General features: G+C 46.2%; 14 protein-coding genes. 12 read left to right on the top strand and 2 right to left on the bottom strand.

The annotated features are described in order from the left end of the window. Position 1 precedes the first annotated feature (1 nt). The 11 genes from L0P88_RS00635 (at position 2) to L0P88_RS00685 (ending at position 10392) form a co-directional block, all read left to right on the top strand. Entirely contained in the window at positions 2–670 is a 669-nt protein-coding gene (locus tag L0P88_RS00635) for a TolB family protein (RefSeq protein ID WP_247132716.1), read from the top strand. Positions 671–709: 39 nt separating this feature from the next. Beyond that, entirely contained in the window at positions 710–1186 is a 477-nt protein-coding gene (locus L0P88_RS00640; protein WP_247132717.1) for a nuclear transport factor 2 family protein, read from the top strand. 9 nt (positions 1187–1195) lie between these two features. Next, positions 1196–1819 (top strand): TMEM175 family protein, encoded by a 624-nt coding sequence (locus L0P88_RS00645; protein ID WP_247132718.1) that lies wholly within the window; start codon positions 1196–1198, stop codon positions 1817–1819. A gap of 1 nt (position 1820) precedes the next feature. Further along, positions 1821–3149 (top strand): M28 family peptidase, encoded by a 1329-nt coding sequence (locus tag L0P88_RS00650; RefSeq protein ID WP_247132719.1) that lies wholly within the window; start codon positions 1821–1823, stop codon positions 3147–3149. A gap of 16 nt (positions 3150–3165) precedes the next feature. Next, a complete protein-coding gene (locus tag L0P88_RS00655) occupies positions 3166–4800 on the top strand; it encodes a M1 family metallopeptidase (protein WP_247132720.1) in 1635 nt (544 codons plus the stop codon). After that, entirely contained in the window at positions 4797–5603 is an 807-nt protein-coding gene (locus L0P88_RS00660; RefSeq protein WP_247132721.1) for an arginase family protein, read from the top strand. The genes L0P88_RS00655 and L0P88_RS00660 overlap by 4 nt, the downstream gene beginning before the upstream one ends. 81 nt (positions 5604–5684) lie before the next feature. Then, positions 5685–6611, top strand: a complete 927-nt coding sequence (locus L0P88_RS00665; RefSeq protein ID WP_247132722.1) for a carbon-nitrogen hydrolase family protein — start codon at positions 5685–5687, stop codon at positions 6609–6611. Next, positions 6568–7137 (top strand): GNAT family N-acetyltransferase, encoded by a 570-nt coding sequence (locus L0P88_RS00670; protein ID WP_247132723.1) that lies wholly within the window; start codon positions 6568–6570, stop codon positions 7135–7137. The genes L0P88_RS00665 and L0P88_RS00670 overlap by 44 nt, the downstream gene beginning before the upstream one ends. A gap of 40 nt (positions 7138–7177) precedes the next feature. Beyond that, the gene (locus L0P88_RS00675; RefSeq protein ID WP_247132724.1) at positions 7178–8215 is read left to right on the top strand and encodes a zinc-dependent alcohol dehydrogenase family protein; all 1038 of its coding nucleotides are present in this window, start codon (positions 7178–7180) and stop codon (positions 8213–8215) included. Between the two features lie 63 nt (positions 8216–8278). Beyond that, positions 8279–9808 (top strand): M20/M25/M40 family metallo-hydrolase, encoded by a 1530-nt coding sequence (locus L0P88_RS00680; protein WP_247132725.1) that lies wholly within the window; start codon positions 8279–8281, stop codon positions 9806–9808. Between the two features lie 8 nt (positions 9809–9816). Beyond that, positions 9817–10392: a YdeI/OmpD-associated family protein gene (locus L0P88_RS00685; RefSeq protein ID WP_247132726.1), complete on the top strand. Its 576-nt coding sequence runs from the start codon at positions 9817–9819 to the stop codon at positions 10390–10392. A 2-nt stretch (positions 10393–10394) separates the two neighbouring features. Here the strand turns inward: L0P88_RS00685 and L0P88_RS00690 are convergent, their stop codons facing one another. Then, complete coding sequence (locus tag L0P88_RS00690) at positions 10395–13634, bottom strand: S41 family peptidase (protein WP_247132727.1); 3240 nt, start codon at positions 13632–13634, stop codon at positions 10395–10397. A gap of 420 nt (positions 13635–14054) precedes the next feature. Beyond that, entirely contained in the window at positions 14055–14213 is a 159-nt protein-coding gene (locus tag L0P88_RS00695) for a hypothetical protein (RefSeq protein ID WP_247132728.1), read from the bottom strand. Between the two features lie 37 nt (positions 14214–14250). On the opposite strand from L0P88_RS00695, the gene L0P88_RS00700 reads away from it, so the two are divergent. Then, positions 14251–17640: a leucine-rich repeat protein gene (locus L0P88_RS00700; RefSeq protein WP_247132729.1), complete on the top strand. Its 3390-nt coding sequence runs from the start codon at positions 14251–14253 to the stop codon at positions 17638–17640. Positions 17641–18018 lie beyond the last annotated feature (378 nt).

Here is an 18018-nt window from a genome sequence, read left to right on the forward strand (position 1 = left end):
TATGAAACCTCTTTTACTGTTGATTTTTGGCCTGGCCATTTCCCAATTTGCGGTTGCCCAGCCCAATACCGAAGTGTACCTGTTCGATTTGGATCGGGCAGATGGAAAAATCAACCTGTCCAACCCCAAGAATATTTCCAACAATGAAGGGTATGACAACCAACCCTCTTTCCTGGACGACAATACCGTATTGTTTTCGGCAATACGGGCCGATCAAACTGATATCATAAAGTTTGACATCACTAAGGGAAGCGTAAAAACATGGATAACCGACACGCCTACCGGAAGCGAATACTCCCCGCTTAAAATACCGAATAAACCGGCCTTTTCAGCAATTCGTTTGGATTTGGACGGCCTCCAAAGATTGTATGCTTATGATTTGGAAACCGGGGACTCCAAAGTCTTGCTCAAGGACCTAAAGGTAGGATACCACGTTTGGTTTGCACCAAATATCCTGGTCTGCACCGTTTTAAGGGAAAATCGAATGGACTTGGTTGTGACGGATCTCCAAAATGGGGAGATCCGTACTGTGGATAAAAACGTGGGGCGTTCCTTACATAAAATTCCCAATACCGATCGTATCGGTTATATTGGAAAAGAAGGGAACTGGACCATCAAATCCTTGAATCCCCTAACGGACGAAACGGTCCAATTGATCGCTACCTACTGAAAGGCCGAAGATATCTGTTGGCTCAATGACGGAACTATTTTGGCAGGCGCGGGCAAAGCAATCGTAAAAGCCAATCCCGAGGCCGGGTTGTTATGGGAGCAACTGATGTATTTTCAACAAGAGGAAATCCATTCCATAAGTAGGATCAGTACAAATTCAACCAATACAAGATTGGCCTTTGTTGCAGAAGTATCACCGCGGCATATTGTACAAAAACAGCTTGATGCTTATAATGCAAGGGATATCGAAGGCTTTATTGCTACGTTTAGTGATGATATTGAACTTTTTAAGTTTCCGAACGAACCCATGGGCAAGGGCAAGGATTATCTAAGGGAAAGTTATGGATCGTTTTTTGAAAATACACCCGACCTTCACTGCGAAATAAAGAATAGGATCGTCCTGGGGGAAAAGGTCATTGATGAAGAATTCCTTACCATAAACGGACAAAACTATTCCGCTGTGGCCATTTACGAAGTGAAAAACGGCAAAATTGCCAAAGTCACCTTTATTCAATAATTTGTCCGTGTGAAATTACCCCATAATATATCTCGAATAGAGGCTTTTAGCGATGCTGTCTTTGCTTTTGCGGCAACGCTGATGGTGGTTAATTTTGATATGGACAGCAACCTCTCGATAACAAAATCCTCGGCAACGGGTTTCCTCAGTTTTTTTGTGAGCTTTTTTGTTTTGGCCGCACTTTGGTGGGTACATTATAATTTTTTCAGAAGGACCAATTATATGGACAATGGCATCATTGCCCTAAATTCAATACTCCTTTTTGTGGTCTTGTATTATGTTTTTCCCTTAAAGGACTTAGTACAATCTTGGATGGGTGAAGGGGTCACTACCAAAGAGGAATTGGCAAACCTGTTTGTCATGTACGGAATTGGGTTTTTGCTGATATTCCTTTGTTTTTCGTTGATGTATTACAGGGCCTTTAAACGATCGCGTTCGACCGAAACGGCAACCCTTTTGTACTTCTATGCAAGACATTTTTTTATTTTCGTCCTTGTGGCCGTCATTTCCGTTATCTTGGCCTTTTTTGAAGTAGGGCTGCAATTTGGTTTTCCCGGACTAGTTTACGCATTCTTGGGGCCATTATGCTATTCCCACTCCAAGCGATTCTCTAAAAAATTCCAACTGGATTAATATGAAAAAAATCGTTTTAGTCGTATTCCTTGTCTCCATATTGGGTTTTTCCCAAACGGATACCCGAGTGTATGATATTATCAATGCGGTTTCGGCAGAACGCATAGAAAGGGATATTACCACTTTGGCCAACTTCGGTACACGCCACACGCTCAGCGATACCATTTCGGATACCCGTGGAATTGGAGCAGCGAGGCGATGGATAAAATCAGAATTTGATAAAATCTCTTCTGAATGTAATCATTGTTTGGAAGTATTCTATCAAAAGGACTTGGTCAAACAGGGAATCAATCCCCGAATTGCAAAAGATGTTTGGGTAGTTAACGTAGTCGCCATTAAGCGAGGTACAAAATATCCCAACCGTTTTATTATAATGAGTGGCGATATAGATTCAAGGGTGAGTGACCCCAATGATTATACCTCAGACTCCCCCGGTGCCAATGACAATGCCAGCGGAATGGCTGGAACTATTGAAGCCGCTCGTGTGCTTTCCAAATATGAATTTGAAAGCAGCATCATTTTTGTTGGGCTTTCTGGAGAAGAACAAGGACTTTTTGGCGGAAACGGCCTGGCAGCATACGCCAAAGGAAAAGAATGGGATATTGTTGGGGTGCTCAATAATGATATGATCGGTAATATTAAAGGTGTAAACGGTGTGGTCAGCAATCGCGATTTTAGAATCTTTTCAGAACCAGTCCCGCCAACGGAGACAACCCAACAGCGACGGGCCAAACGCTTCTATGGAGGGGAAGTTGATGGTATTTCCCGACAGTTGGCACGTTATGTCCACAGTACCACCAAAAGATATATGCCAGAAATGAATCCTATACTGATCTATCGCCTTGACCGGTTTGGACGGGGCGGACATCATCGCCCATTCAATGATTTTGGATTTGCCGGTATTCGCATCATGGAAGCCCATGAGAATTACACCCAACAGCACCAGGATGTTCGAGTTGAAAATGGTATCGCCTACGGCGATGTGTTGGAACATGTGAATTTTGAATATGCCAAAAAGTTGACCGCGGTCAACGCCATTAACCTGGCATCCATTGCATGGGGTCCACCAGCTCCGAAAAATGTAGAAATTGGAGGTATTGTTGAACCTTCGGCCCGGTTGAAATGGGATAAAGTGGACGGTGCAAAAGGATATAAAATCTATTGGAGGGACACAACTTCACCTACTTGGGACAATTATCGCTATGTAGGAAACGTTTTACAACATACCTTGGAGGGTATCGTTATAGACAATTATTTCTTTGGAGTAGTTGCCGTAGGCGAAAATGGGCATGAAAGCCCAGTAGTTTTTCCATCCGGAGTATTCCGTTAACAAAAGTCGACATTAAATGAGAGTATCGCTTTTAACTTGTTTTGTTCTTTTAACATCCCTGGTGGGTGCCCAAGAAAATTTGAGCTTCACCCAGGATGAATTTTTAAGGGGAAGTATTACCCCCGAACGGGAATGGTGGAATCTCACCTTTTACCATTTGGATATTGAAGTACGGCCCAATGAGAAATTCATTCAGGGCAAAAACACCATTCGGTATAAGGTCTTAAAAAGCAAGGACATCATGCAAATTGACTTGCAACCACCCTTGAAAATTGAAAAAATCACCCAAAACAACAGGACCTTGAGTTATAAAAAGGAAGGGGAAAATGTATATAGGGTGCTTTTGGGCGAACCACAAAAAAAGGGGGATGAAAACGAAATTGTGGTCCATTATTCGGGAAACCCCAAAGAGGCGGTTCGTGCTCCCTGGGATGGGGGGTTCTCGTGGAAAAAGGATAAAAATGGCAAACACTTTGTAGCCACCTCGTGCCAGGGCCTGGGGGCCAGTGTTTGGTGGCCCTGCAAGGACCATATGTACGATGAGGTGGACAGTATGGCCATAAGTGTCACCATTCCAAAAGACTTGATGAACGTCTCCAATGGCAGGCTACGGAAGGTTGAGGAAACAGAAACCACAAAGACCACACATTGGTACGTGGACAACCCAATCAACAATTATGGGGTAAATGTGAATATCGGTGATTACGTTCATTTTGGAGAGACATATGCGGGCGAAAAAGGAACTTTGGACCTGGATTATTATGTCCTAAGGGACAATCTCGAAAAAGCCAAGGAACAGTTTAAACAGACCAAACCTATGCTGGAAGCGTTTGAGCACTGGTTTGGCCCCTACCCCTTTTATGAAGATGGCTTTAAATTGGTGGAAGTACCCTATCTGGGCATGGAACATCAAAGTTCGGTCACTTATGGCAATCAATACCTGAATGGTTATTTGGGCAACGATTTATCAGGAACCGGATGGGGCTTAAAATTCGACTTCATCATCATCCATGAAGCGGGACATGAATGGTTCGCCAATAACATAACGTACAAGGACATTGCAGATATGTGGATCCATGAAGGGTTTACCGCCTATTCCGAAAACCTGTTCCTGGACTACCACTATGGTACCAAAGCGGCTTCGGAATACGTCATAGGCACAAGAAAAAGAATCATGAACGACAAGCCCATCATTGGGCGTTACAATCTCAACAAACGGGGGTCCGGGGATATGTATTATAAGGGCGCCAATATGCTTCACACCCTTAGACAGTTGATTGAGGATGATGAACAATGGCGACAAATTCTACGGGGATTGAACAAAACCTTTTATCACCAAACGGTGACTACACAGCAAATTGAAAATTACATTTCCAAAAAAACAGGAAAGGACCTAACCGCATTTTTTGAACAATACTTGAGAACCCCCATGATTCCCGTTCTAGAATACCGAATCAAAGGAAAAGCCCTGGAATATAGGTATGCCAACGTGGTTGATGGGTTTGATATGCCGGTCAAAGTAAGCATAAACAACAATCAGGAATGGCTTTTCCCAAAAGCGGAATGGCAACTTTACCAAGATGCGGTCCCGCTCAAATCGGAAATTGTTATCGACCCAAACTTTTATATCAAAGGTAAAACCGTGCAATGAAAGTCTACTTCCCCCAATGGCAAGGTTCCGGTAATGGAATTTCCATAGAACACGGGGCAAAAACTATCCTTAACCATCTAAACGACGATTCCATCGTCCAAATTCCGCTTTCCAAAATCCCCGCCGGGGAATCCGGGGCACAAAAGTACCGCATCAATAATTTTGAAGCGATTACCGAACAATTGAATCGTTTTAAACAATTGATTTCAGGGGCCAAGCCATCCAAATTACAAATCATAGGGGGAGATTGCGGCCTTGAAATTGTTCCGGTGTCCTATCTCAATACAATATATTCCAACTTAGGGGTGATTTGGTTTGATGCCCATGCGGACATCAACAGACCTTGCGATTCCCCAAGTTGTAATTTTCATGGCATGCCCTTAAGGGCCCTACTGGGTGAAGGGGAGGACGCCATGAACCACTTGTTGTTTTCCACAATCAAAACGTCCCAAATTCATTATGTGGGGCTTAGGGACATTGATGAAAGTGAACAAAAGCGGATTAACGAAGGGGGCATTTATGCTCCTAAAAAGTGGACCACTTTGGAATTGATCGGTACGTTGCGACAAAAGGGGATTACCCATTTGTATGTCCATTTTGATTTTGATTGTTTGGAGCCTTCGGACTATGACAAAACCTATTACCAGGTTCCAAATGGCATAGCCATTCAAGAAGCTGAAAACTGTATCGGGACTTTGCAAAAAGAATTTACCGTTGTGGGTAGCAGTGTTTTGGAATCAATAACCACCCTTCAAAAAGAATTGGACCCCATTAAGGGAATCATCGACTTACAAATGAGGTGACCTTGGCAATTAAGACCTACCAAAATCAGGTGTTTATAGCAACAATGCTTAACTTTCATCCTTTCAAAAAAAAGAATCCGCATGAAAGTTACCGTTGGTGTTGTACAGGATAATCCGGTTTTTTTCAATAAAGGGAAGACTCTGGATAAACTGGAAAACATCGTAGCGGAGTACGCCGCAAAAGGATGCCAGCTTTTGATCTTTCCCGAATCCTTTGTACCCGGCTACCCCAGGGGATTTGATTTTGGCGCCAAAATAGGCCGTAGGACACCGGAAGGAAAAGCACTTTATGCGGACTATCATGCCAATAGTATTTCCTTGGAAGGCAGTGATTTAGAACGTTTGGTCGAACTCTCCAGAAAGCACGGAACCTATTTGGTTGTGGGAATAACCGAAAAACAGGAACACCATGGGAGTCTGTATTGCAGTATGGTATATCTATCCCCTACCGATGGATATCTGGGCGTACACCGGAAAATAAAACCTACGGCCACGGAACGTGTTATTTGGGCAGAAGCTGATGGGGAATCCATGGTTACCTTCCACACCAGGATTGGAAAAATGGGCGGTTTGATCTGCTGGGAAAATTATATGCCCCTGGCGCGAATGGCAATGTACCACAAGGGAATTGAAATCTATATTGCGCCCACAGCGGATTCCAGACCGGAATGGACGACCACCATGCAACAAATAGCATTGGAAGGAAGGTGTTTTGTGTTGGGATGCAATCAATATTTTACCAAGTCCATGTATCCTGAAAAATATCGGAAGTTTGTTGAACAAGAACCCGAAGAACTTTGCCCCGGAGGGAGTGTTATTGTTTCCCCACAAGGTAAGGTTCTCGCTGGACCCTTATTTGGGGAACCCGGAGTGCTGATGGCCGAGTTGGATTTGGAAGATGTCATAAAAGGTAAAATGGATTTTGATGTTAACGGTCATTATGCACGCCATGACATTTTTAAATTTGAAGCAATCCATCAACCTGAAATCAAAAAAGAAGCGTTTTAAGCCTATGGTGAACCTACAACCCACTTTAGAGAATGATTTGGTCGTGGTACGGCCACTTCAAGTTTCGGATTTTGAGGCACTGTATCAGGTCGCAAGCGACCCTAAAATATGGGAATTGCACCAAAACCCCGACCGATGGGAGTTGGAAGTCTTTAAGGATTTCTTCAAGGGAGCTTTGGATTCCAATGGTGCTTTTGTCATCATCGATAAGGCAACACAAACCATTATTGGAAGTTCCCGCTTTAAACGACCGGACAATTCCGATGAAGCCGTTGAAATTGGGTGGACCTTCCTTTCCAGGGACTATTGGGGAGGGATATACAATAGATCCTTTAAATCATTGATGATAGGCTATGCCTTTGAACATTTCGAATATATTTTGTTCCATGTGGACCAGCACAACTATCGTTCCCAAAGGGCCGTGGAAAAGCTAGGGGGTGAATTGCTTGACAGAAAGGGAGCGCTTGGTCATCTGCATACCCAACAAAACACGGGACTTACTTTTATCTTAAGGAAGTCGTCTTGAGTTCAAGGACAGCTATGGCGTAGTCAAAATAAAAAAGCCTATGAGAGCGGCCATTTTTGAAGAATTCCGGGGAGCTATTTCAGTTAAAAATGTTCCCGATCCAAAACCCAAGGACGATGGTGTAGTCCTCCAGGTTACCGCTACCGGGTTATGCCGAAGTGATTGGCACGGTTGGATGGGGCACGATTCGGACATTGCCCTGCCCCATGTACCGGGACATGAATTGGCAGGCATCATTGTAGAAAAGGGAAAGAAAGTCAAAAACTTTTCGATTGGTGATCGGGTGACCGTTCCCTTTGTTTCTGGCTGTGGCACCTGTGAACAGTGCCGTACCCAAAATCATCAGGTTTGTGATTACCAATCACAGCCAGGTTTTACCCATTGGGGGTCATTTGCAGAATATGTTGCCCTGGATTATGCGGATATCAATTTGGTTAGGTTGCCCGAATACGTATCCGATGTGACGGCTGCCACTCTAGGTTGCCGATTTATAACCTCATATCGTGCAGTTGTCGCCCAAGGCCGTGTTAAAAAGGGAACGACTTTGGCCGTACACGGCTGCGGTGGTGTTGGTCTTTCCGCCATTATGATCGGTCATGCCCTGGGTGCGGACATCATTGCAGTGGACATTAACCCGGATAATCTTGAACTTGCCAAAGCGTTTGGTGCCCGTAGGACCATCAACCCGTTAAAGGATGAGGTAATTGCCGCCATAAAAGACTATTCAAAGGGAGGGGTGGAGGTTTCCATAGATGCATTGGGAAGTCAGGAAACCTGTTTCAACTCCATTGCCAATCTTAGAAAAAGGGGGCGTCACGTTCAGGTAGGATTGGTCACTGGAAATCATGTACACCCAAAAATCCCAATGGATAGGGTTATTGCCAATGAATTGGAAGTGGTTGGGAGCCATGGCATGCAAGCACATAAATATCCAGAGATGCTCACCTTGATCCAAGAGGGGAAACTGCAACCGGAAAAATTGGTCCACCAGACCATTTCTTTGGATGAAGCCACTACCCTACTCCCTAAAATGAATGCGTTTAAACACACCGGAGTAGTCGTCGTGAATTCCTTTTAAAGCCATACTGTACAAAATAGCTTCAGTATTGTTACTTTTAGGAAGAACAATTCATACAAGAACATGAAATCATCCGCTCTTTTCGTTTTTATTCTGGCATGTTCCACATTCCTCAATACCACGACTACGTTCGGTCAAAAGCTGGACCAAAAACAATTGGAAGCCGCGGCAGGGAAATACGCGACCCGTTCTTTTACATTATTGAAGGAATTGCTGAGTATTCCCAATGATGCTTTTTATCCCGAGGATATTGAAAAGAATGTCCAATGGTGCGAAAAAGAATTTTCGAAAAGGGGCTTTGCCACCACTAGAATTGAAACAAAAACGGTTCCCCTGTTATTGGCTGAGCGAAAACATCCAAAGGCAAAAAAGACGGTCCTCATCTATTTGCAAATTGACGGGCAACCGGTGGATTCCACGCGTTGGTTCCAAGAAACTCCCTACACGCCTACCCTCAAAAAACCGGGCAAATCTGTGGGTTGGGAAGCCCTTCCATGGGATTCCATCGTGGATTATCAAGACGATTGGCGGGTTTTTGCGCGATCGGCAAGTGATGCCAAAGGACCCGTAGCCATGTTTTTGACGGCTTTGGATGCAACGGGAGAGTTACGAATCGATCCCAACTACAACGTCAAGGTCATTATGGATTTTGAGGAAGAGTTGGGGTCTCCCCAACTTCCCAAAGCGGTTACTGAAAATGCGGACTTACTAAAAGCGGACATGCTCATTATTTTTGATGGCCCAAGGCATATTAGCAATAGACCGACGCTAACCTTTGGCGCACGTGGTATCGCCACATTGCAGTTAACCACCTATGGCCCAGTTGTTCCCCAACATAGTGGACATTTTGGAAATTACGCCCCAAATCCCGCATTGCGCCTTTCCAAACTATTGGCCTCCATGAAGGACGATGATGGCAGGGTTACCATTCCCGGTTTCTATGATGGCATTTCCATTACTCCCGAAACCGAGAAAATTCTTAAATCGGTTCCGGACAACGAAGAACTGATCAACTATCGTCTGCAGATTGCAGAGGCGGACAAAGTTGGCAGCTATTACCAGGCCGCCATTCAATATCCCTCCCTGAATATCAGGGGTATGCAATCGGGTTGGATCGATGAAAAAGTGCGTACCATCGTCCCCAGTTGGGCCAGGGCGGAAATTGATGTGCGGTTGGTATTGGAATCGGACCCCAATCGCCTTATTGGACTCATCAAAGATCACATTGTGGACCAAGGCTATTATCTTTTGGATAGGGTGCCCACCAAAGGGGAACGATTAAAATATCCTAAAATTGTCACCATGACCCATGAAGTATCCTATCAATCCTTTCGAACAGACTTTAATTCAGAAGTAGGCCTGTGGTTGACCAGGGCATTGAACAATGCCTTTGGTGAAGAACCCATAAGAATTCGAATGAGTGGGGGTTCCATCCCCATATCCCCCTTTGTGACCACCTTGAATATTCCGGCCGTTACCGTACCTACCGTAAATCGGGATAACAATCAACACAGCCCCAATGAGAATTTACGATTGGGGAATTATCGTGAAGGCATCAAAACGATGATAGCTATTTTGGCAGAACCCTTATAATTCCCATAATGCCTGAACTTAAAGAACTTTACTTCAAAGACGACATGGCCTGGCGCAATTGGTTGCATAAAAACTATGCAAATCCCGAAGGGATCTATCTTATTTTCTATGCGGTTGATCATGAAATGCCCAGCATGCGATGGGAAGAAGCGGTTCGAGTGGCCCTGTGCTATGGTTGGATTGATAGTACCGTTAAAAGTCTGGGCAATGGCAAAAGGCGACAATATTTTTGTCCCCGAAAACCAAAAAGTGTTTGGAGCAAGGTAAACAAAGATCACATCAAGGAATTGACAAAAGCCGGCCTTCTGCATGAAAGTGGATTCACGGCCATAGCAACAGCCAAGGAAAATGGTTCCTGGACGGCTTTGGATGATGTAGAAAATGGAATAATCCCCGATGATCTTCAAAAAGCGTTCAATCGAAGTAAAAAAGCCTTTGAAAATTACCAGGGCCTAACCCGTGGACAACGAAAGAGCTACCTGTATTGGCTGAACCAGGCCAAAAGAAAGGAAACCCGACAAAAAAGGATCACAGAAATCATCGACCTCTGCAAAAAGGGGGTAAAATCAAGAAATACACGCTAGTTTTATTGTCCGACATCCAGTAAGAGCTCCTCAATGGAACGTTCCAATTGTTGGTCCACTCCCTTATCAATGACATCCGGGCTGTTTTTCACCATAATCATCGGTTCGGTCTGGTTGTTTTCCATCCACTCCCCTGCTTTATTCTTGGCACTTACGGGTACCACACCCCAACGACCGCCGTCAGGCAAGCGCTCCCAACCGGCAAAGCTACAGGTTCCCGGTACGGGCATACCCACGGTTTTTCCAATTTTTAAATCCGTATAACCGCTTGCAAAACAATGACCATCACTATACATGGATTCATTAAAAATGGCCAAGGTGGGCTTTGTCCATCTGGACGTTGGCTCACCCCCAACCTTTCGATCCTCCGTTTCGTAACTTATAAAAGGTTCTCCGGTAAAGAACATGGCCAAATCGGCCACCAAATCCCCTCCGCCATTAAATCGAGTATCCACAATGACCGCCTTTTTATCGGCAAATTTCCCCAACATCTGTTCATAAATGTGACGGTAAGGACCATCACTCATTCCAGGAATATGAACATAACCTAACTGGCCCCCACTCTTTTCTTCAACTTCTTTTTCGTTCGTCTTCACCCACCTTTTGTACAACAGTCGGTTTTCCTCCGCTAGGGTAATGGGTTTCATTGTAATTTGTTGTCTTTTTTGGGTTTTGGGATCAAGAACCTCCAATAAGGTAAATGTTTCCGCGATACGATTAAGGTATTTGGCCGGATCCACATTTTCCAGTACGGTTTCCCCATTTATTTTTTCGATGATACTTCCTTCGGCGATGGAAAAAGAGGCCTTGTCCAACGGACCGCCCTTAATGACCTCGACAATCCTGATACCATTTCCCACATGTGCATAATCCATAAAAATGCCCAAACTGGCCGTTGCATCCTCATTGGGGATTTTTCCATTGAACCGCCCCCCAGCATGACTCACATTCAATTCTCCCAATAGTTCCGATATCATTTCGGCAAATTCATAAGAGTTACCCAAATGCGGAACGTACTTTTCATACGCTTTTCTGAGCATGTCCCAGTCCATACCGTGAAAATTGGAGTGATAAAAAATGGCATTGGTACGCAGCCAAACATGTTCAAACATATGTTGACGTTCGGCATCCGTGTCCAGTAACATTTCAGATTTCATTTTAATCGGCTTTTTGGATGCCCCGGCCAGATCCACTTTGAAAATCTTCCCATCACTCAATAGGAAAAGGTTCTCCTGTTTGGCATCCCATTGTAAGCTCGCCTTTTTTGCTCCAAGGGAAATGAGCATTTTGGTCTTTTTAGTACGCAGTTCCGTTTCCCAAAGGTTCATGTGTTTTTCAAAACGGGCCAGGTAGTATAGCTTTTCCCCATCCTTGGATAAAATGGCGTCCCCAAGGGTTGAGGAATGGATGGTAAGGCGTGCCTTGCGTTCCCTAATATCCTCCCAATCAAACACCAGGGGTTTTGTTTCCCCTTCATTTTTCTCCTCCCCTTTTTTCCCTTTTTTCTTTTTGGAATCGTCGTTTTCATCCTTTTCGTCATTTCCGTTCTCCTCCAATAACTTCATCAAATCATATTCTTCCTCGGACATTTTGTAATTGTCCCATCCTTCCTGTGTTAAGAACATACCGTATACGTCCGCCTGGGTTCTCCCGCTTGTGGCATAGCTTTTAAGGCCGTCCCTATTACTGAACCAAATGAGTTGTTTACCCCCATCGACCCATTTGGGCATAAAATCATAATAGCCGCTTTGGGTAAGGTTTTCTTTTCTGGAACCATCCGACGATAGCAATAAAACTTCGCCATTACTCAAGGTTTTCCCCCATGAAACTGCCAACCATTTGCTATCCGGACTCCATTTAAAATATTTATCCCCATCTTGAAAATGGTATAATTCATCGGGGGTCAAAAGTGTTTTTTCCTCTTTTGACTTCAGGTTTAGCACTTTTAAGGTTCTTCTGTCCTCAATAAATGCCATTAGATTTCCGTCCGGGGAAAATTCGGGCAAATAACAATCAACGTCCTTTGCCAAGACCAATTTTTCATTAAGCAATGTTGCTGCAAAGAAGTAAGGCTCTTCCTTACGTACTTTTTCCGTTTGATAAATTTGCCATTTCCCATCGCGCTCACTGGCATAGGCAACCGCATTCCCATCTGCCGTAAATTGGACAAAACGCTCCTGTTCCGGTGTATTGGTCAGGCGCTTGGTAAGTCCGCCCTCCACCGCGGTGACAAAAACCTCGCCCCTGGCAACAAAGGCAATCTCCTTTCCATTTGGGGCTATGGCCATTTCCCGGATATCGGAATTAATGGAGATAAATTGGTCCGTATTCGCGGCATCTTGGGTCCGAATTAGAATATTTACCTTTTTTGGAGGGTCCCCATCCCTTAAGGTATAAATCTCACCATCATAGCTAAAAGCCATGCTTTCATTACCGTAGGACAACGAACGAACGGGATGTGTCGTTAAGGTAGTAAGTTGCTGATTCTGGCCCGGATTTTCCAGGCTAAAACGATGCACATTAAAACTACCACTCTCTTCGCTTAAATAGTATACCGTTTTTTCATCTTTGGAAAGTACGGGATTTCGGTCCTCCCCCTTAAATGAGGTAAGCTGGGTATGCCTGTCCCCTTCAAAATCGTATTTCCATAGGTCACGGGCTATTGCGGAAACATGATGCTTCCTAAACGCATTCTCATACCCCTTTTGATCGTGATACAGCATAAAACGCCCGTCATTGTTTACCTGTACATCTTCCATGGGAACCGTCAACACCTGATCTACCTTACCTGCATTGGAGGCCACCTTATACAATTCCGGTTGCACCCGCGTGGGGTATTGACGATGTTCTACGGCATCTTGTCGCACCGCTCCAAAAAGGACATAGGCGTCGTCATGGGAAAACGTATAGGGGGTTTCATCATTGCTATGGAACGTAAGACGTGTGGCCGCTCCACCTAAGGCATCCATCACAAAAATGTCAAAATTCCCATACCGATCGGATGCAAAGGCGATTCGTTTTCCATCTTTGCTCCAAACCGCCTTATAGTCATGTGCTTTATGAAAAGTGAGTTGCGTTGCCACTCCCCCGTCCGAAGCCACCCGGAACAGGTTCCCCTTATAGGTGAAAACAATGGCAGAACCGTCCGGTGAAATGGCCGGATAGCGGGCCCATTTTGGATTGATCTGTCCCAATGAGGCCATAGTGAGGAATAAGGAAAAAACCAGTGTGAAACTTTTCATGCAATCAGGGTTTGATTAAGGCAAGGAAGATACCAAAAAACAAGCTGTTTGCAAGACGCAAGTGACGATAAAGCCCCTTAAAAAACCTTAATACATCCTATTTAATGTGAGTTTCGATGTAACATATGGCCAAAATATGCTCAAGGGGAATACAACCAATGACCGTCACCACGAACGCCCACCGGAATGCTACGAGCGGACATAGAAAACACAGATCGCCGTATTCCATTGAAATATGATAACCCTGATGTCGAACTTAGGTTAACCTGCACAATGCCCCTCTTTTCCAGGAAACCAGGGTGAATCAAAACCAAATCCTTACTGTTCATAGGACCAATGGTCGGTAAGGCCCCACACATTACGCCATCTGGGCATACCTTTGGTTGGTTCCAACCCTTCCTTGGCCATAAGGATGGGGCTTTAGTACAGGACGGCACCATTAAATGTGCCCATATCGACCAGGACCGATCCAAGGGAATCGCTGGATTCCCCTTGTCCCAAAAATGGCATATAACATCCCACATTTAAGGGGTTTTGCCACTGATTATTGGACATTTCGCGTGTATGTCGTTCTTTCATTTCTATTATTAATATTCAAAAGTTAAAAAAAGACATTATGGAAAGACGACTACGATGTATCCTATCCGCCATTCTTATGGCGTTGGCGGGCCTTAACGGGTATGGCCAAAATATTTTTGATGTTGAGGGCTACTGGTATGAAATCACATCTTCAACTTCAACTCCCCCTCAAGTTGAGATCACAGGCTATGATGAAGTCAATTTCGGAACAGAGGTGACCATACCCGTAACGGTCAACCACAACGGCACCGATCACGATGTGACCGCCATTCGCAAGCATGCTTTTGATAATAAGCAATTGGAGAGGGTCACTTTCACCGACACCCCGGGCACGCCGAGCAAGCTCACCAGTATTGGGGAGGGTGCTTTTTCCAGAAACCAATTGACCGAGGTTGCCATACCTAACAGTGTCACCAGTATTGGGGAATGGGCCTTTATCCATAACAAATTGGACAGGGTCACTTTCACCAACACCCCGGTCACGCCGAACAAGGTCACCAGTATTGGGGAAGGTGCTTTTTGGGGCAACCAATTGACCGAGGTGGCCATACCCTATGGTGTCACCGATATCGGGGACATTGCTTTTGAAAACAACCAATTGGACAGTGTCACTTTCATCAACTTCCCGGGCACGACGTTGGGCAGTGTCACCAGTATTGGGGCTCAGGCTTTTGCAGGAAACCAATTGACCAAGGTTGTCATACCCAACAGTGTCACCAGTATTGGGTATTTTGCCTTTAAAAACAACAAATTGGACAGTGTCACTTTCACCGACACCCCGGTCACGCCGAGCAAGGTCACCAGTATCAGGTTCGGTGCTTTTCAGGATAACCAATTGACCAAGGTTGTCATACCCAACAGTGTGACCAGTATTGGGAATTTTGCTTTTTGGAACAACCAATTGACCGAGGTGGCCATACCGGGCAGTGTGACCCGTATTGGGGATGGGGCTTTTTTGGACAACCAATTGACCGAGGTGGCCATACCGGGCAGTGTGACCAGTATTGGGAATGGGGCTTTTTTGCACAACCATTTGACCGAGGTGACGATGGAGGCCGACGACCCACCTGCGCTCCATACGGATGCCTTTCAAAATCCGGGCCGTGATCAAATAGATCTGATAGTGCCCGCAGGGAGGAGACAGGCCTATTTGGACGACGGGCGGTGGACGGGGTTCAAATCCATCACCATCAAGACCTTTGCCGATGGTGGCATCAGATACGGAATCATTTCTCCGACCGAAGTGGAGGTCACAGGCTATACCGGTACGGCAACAGAGGTGGCCATCCCCCCAACGGCGAATGATGACATTAGGACCTTTGACGTTACCGCTATTGGAAACAGGGCTTTCCTGGGGAAGGGATTGACGAGTGTGACCATGCCCGACGGTTTGACCCGTATCGGGGACAATGCTTTTCAGGACAACCAATTGACCAGTGTGACCATGCCCGACGGTGTGACCAGTATTGGGCACAGTGCTTTTCGGGATAACCAATTGACCAGTATGACCATACCCGATGGTGCTATCAGTATTGGACACAGTGCTTTTCAGGATAACCAATTGACCGAGGTGGCCATACCCGATGGTGTCACCGATATTGGGGATAATGCTTTTCAAAACAACCAATTGACCGAGGTGGCCATACCCGATGGTGTCACCGATATTGGGCACAGTGCTTTTCAAAATAACCGGTTGACCAGTGTGGCAGTACCGGACGGTGTGACCCGTATTGGGCACAGTACTTTTCATAACAACCGGTTGACCCATGTGGCCATACCCGATGGTGTCACCGAAATCGGGGACAATACTTTTCAGAACAACGATCTGTCCAGTGTGGTCATTCCCAACAGCGTTGGCAATATTGGCCGATCGGCCTTTGGAGACAATCCGTACCTTGGCATGATGACGGTGGAGGCCGACGACCCACCTGCGCTCGATGCGGATGCCTTTGGAGGTCTTTACGATAACGATACCAATCTTCGTGGCCAAATACACCTTATAGTGCCCCCGGGAAGGGTACAGGCCTATTTGGACAATGGGTGGAGGGGCTTCAAATCCATATCGGATGGCAGTGACCTTCCCCTGCCGACCATTGGTGCCCCACAGAGTGTAGGTGGTCTTGGGCCCTTTACGGTCGACATTTCGTTCGATGGCGAGGTCACGGGTCTTGGGTTGGACGATATTGAAGTGGCCCATGCCACGGTAAGCTCCCTTTCGGGGAGCGGATCGACCTATACCGCTACCCTTGAACCCACATCGCTCTGTGATGGTGTCCCCATCACCGTCGATGTACCGGTCAATGTCGCGGAAAGCACCGCTACGGGCTTCCCCAACCAGGCGGCCGCGCAGGTCATTGTAGCTGTTGTGGATGCCATTGCCCCGACCATCGCCTGTCCCGCCGATGTGGTGGCCGATGCCGCTGACAATGGTACCGGTGACTGTACCGCCACCGTCGCCCTTGGCAGTCCCGTTGCCGAGGACAACTGTTCCGTAGCTTCTGTCGTTGCCCAGGTAAATGGTACGGAGGTGGACCCGGATACCTATGCGTTCGGCATCGGGACAACGACCGTGACCTGGATGGTGAGCGATGGTAGCGGGAACACCGCTTCCTGTCAGCAGACCGTGACCGTGGGAGAGGATTTGGACAACCTGGTGGCCATGGCAAAGGACATCACCGTACAATTGGATGCCGATGGAACAGCCTCCATCTCGCCCGATATGGTGGACAATGGTTCCAATTATGGCTGTGGCAGCATCCCGGAACTGAGCCTTGACAGGGATACCTTTACCTGTGGTGATGTGGGAGTCCCCATAACGGTGGTCCTTACCGCTGCCCATAGTACCAACACAGCCACGGCGACCGCTTTGGTGACCGTTGTGGAAAATTTGGACAACCTGGTGGCCAGTGCAAAGGACATCACCGTACAATTGGATGCCGATGGAACAGCCTCCATCTCGCCCGATATGGTGGACAATGGTTCCAATTATGGCTGTAACAACACCCCGGAACTGAGCTTGGATATAACCACCTTTGATTGTGATGATGTGGGCACCCCGGTAACGGTGGTCCTCACCGCCGCACAGGGCAGTGAAACGGCAACGGCGACCGCCAAAGTGACCGTGGAGGCGAACGGGAACTGTGAACTTGGGCCCCTTACGGATTTCAACAGGGGGTTTTCCCCAAACGGCGATGGCATTGGCGATACCCTGGTGATCGAGGGCCTTGAACACTATAGGAACAACGTGGTGAGGATATACGACCTGGGCCAACGCCTGCTGTTCAGCGCCCATTATGGCGGGCCCGGCGATGCCTGGGACGGCACCGATGAACGCGGGCTGGTGCCCGTGGGCTCCTATGTATGTGTCATCGACTACAACGAACCGGAGCTGGGCCATGAGGCAAAAATGATCTATGTGAATTATTGATGTTTATCGTTGATGGTTGATGGTTGGTGGGTGATGGGTGATGGCTGAAGACTGGGGACTGAATACTTAGGAGTTATGAGTTAGAAGTTATGAGTTATGAGTTAGTTTTTGAGTTGGCAGTTTTTAGTGGGCAGTTAGTGAGGAATGAAGAATGGGGAATGGGGAATGTGGAATGGGGAATGAGGAATGGGGAATGAAGAATGGGGAATGAAGAATGAAGAATGTGGAATGCGGACTCGCTTTGCCCTTTCGAAATTATGCTTTCAAAGTAAAGGTCATTTCGAACGTATGTGAGAAATCTCGCTTCCTCTGGGAAAGGGTGGAGCCTGTGCTGAACTTGTTTCAGTGGTGGGGGACTTATTCCCAAATTATAAATGA

Origin of the sequence: Muricauda sp. SCSIO 64092 (genome assembly GCF_023016285.1) — a bacterium.
Taxonomy (GTDB): Bacteria; Bacteroidota; Bacteroidia; order Flavobacteriales; family Flavobacteriaceae; genus Croceivirga.

What these genes read in the sequence shown, in the direction of transcription:
- L0P88_RS00655 (WP_247132720.1), top strand. Translation starts at nt 3,166, where the DNA reads ATGAGAGTATCGCTTTTAACTTGTTTTGTTCTTTTAACATCCCTGGTG.
- L0P88_RS00660 (WP_247132721.1), top strand. Translation starts at nt 4,797, where the DNA reads ATGAAAGTCTACTTCCCCCAATGGCAAGGTTCCGGTAATGGAATTTCC.
- L0P88_RS00685 (WP_247132726.1), top strand. Translation starts at nt 9,817, where the DNA reads ATGCCTGAACTTAAAGAACTTTACTTCAAAGACGACATGGCCTGGCGC.
- L0P88_RS00680 (WP_247132725.1), top strand. Translation starts at nt 8,279, where the DNA reads ATGAAATCATCCGCTCTTTTCGTTTTTATTCTGGCATGTTCCACATTC.
- L0P88_RS00700 (WP_247132729.1), top strand. Translation starts at nt 14,251, where the DNA reads ATGGAAAGACGACTACGATGTATCCTATCCGCCATTCTTATGGCGTTG.
- L0P88_RS00675 (WP_247132724.1), top strand. Translation starts at nt 7,178, where the DNA reads ATGAGAGCGGCCATTTTTGAAGAATTCCGGGGAGCTATTTCAGTTAAA.
- L0P88_RS00665 (WP_247132722.1), top strand. Translation starts at nt 5,685, where the DNA reads ATGAAAGTTACCGTTGGTGTTGTACAGGATAATCCGGTTTTTTTCAAT.
- L0P88_RS00690 (WP_247132727.1), bottom strand. Translation starts at nt 13,634, where the DNA reads ATGAAAAGTTTCACACTGGTTTTTTCCTTATTCCTCACTATGGCCTCA.
- L0P88_RS00695 (WP_247132728.1), bottom strand. Translation starts at nt 14,213, where the DNA reads ATGAAAGAACGACATACACGCGAAATGTCCAATAATCAGTGGCAAAAC.
- L0P88_RS00635 (WP_247132716.1), top strand. Translation starts at nt 2, where the DNA reads ATGAAACCTCTTTTACTGTTGATTTTTGGCCTGGCCATTTCCCAATTT.
- L0P88_RS00650 (WP_247132719.1), top strand. Translation starts at nt 1,821, where the DNA reads ATGAAAAAAATCGTTTTAGTCGTATTCCTTGTCTCCATATTGGGTTTT.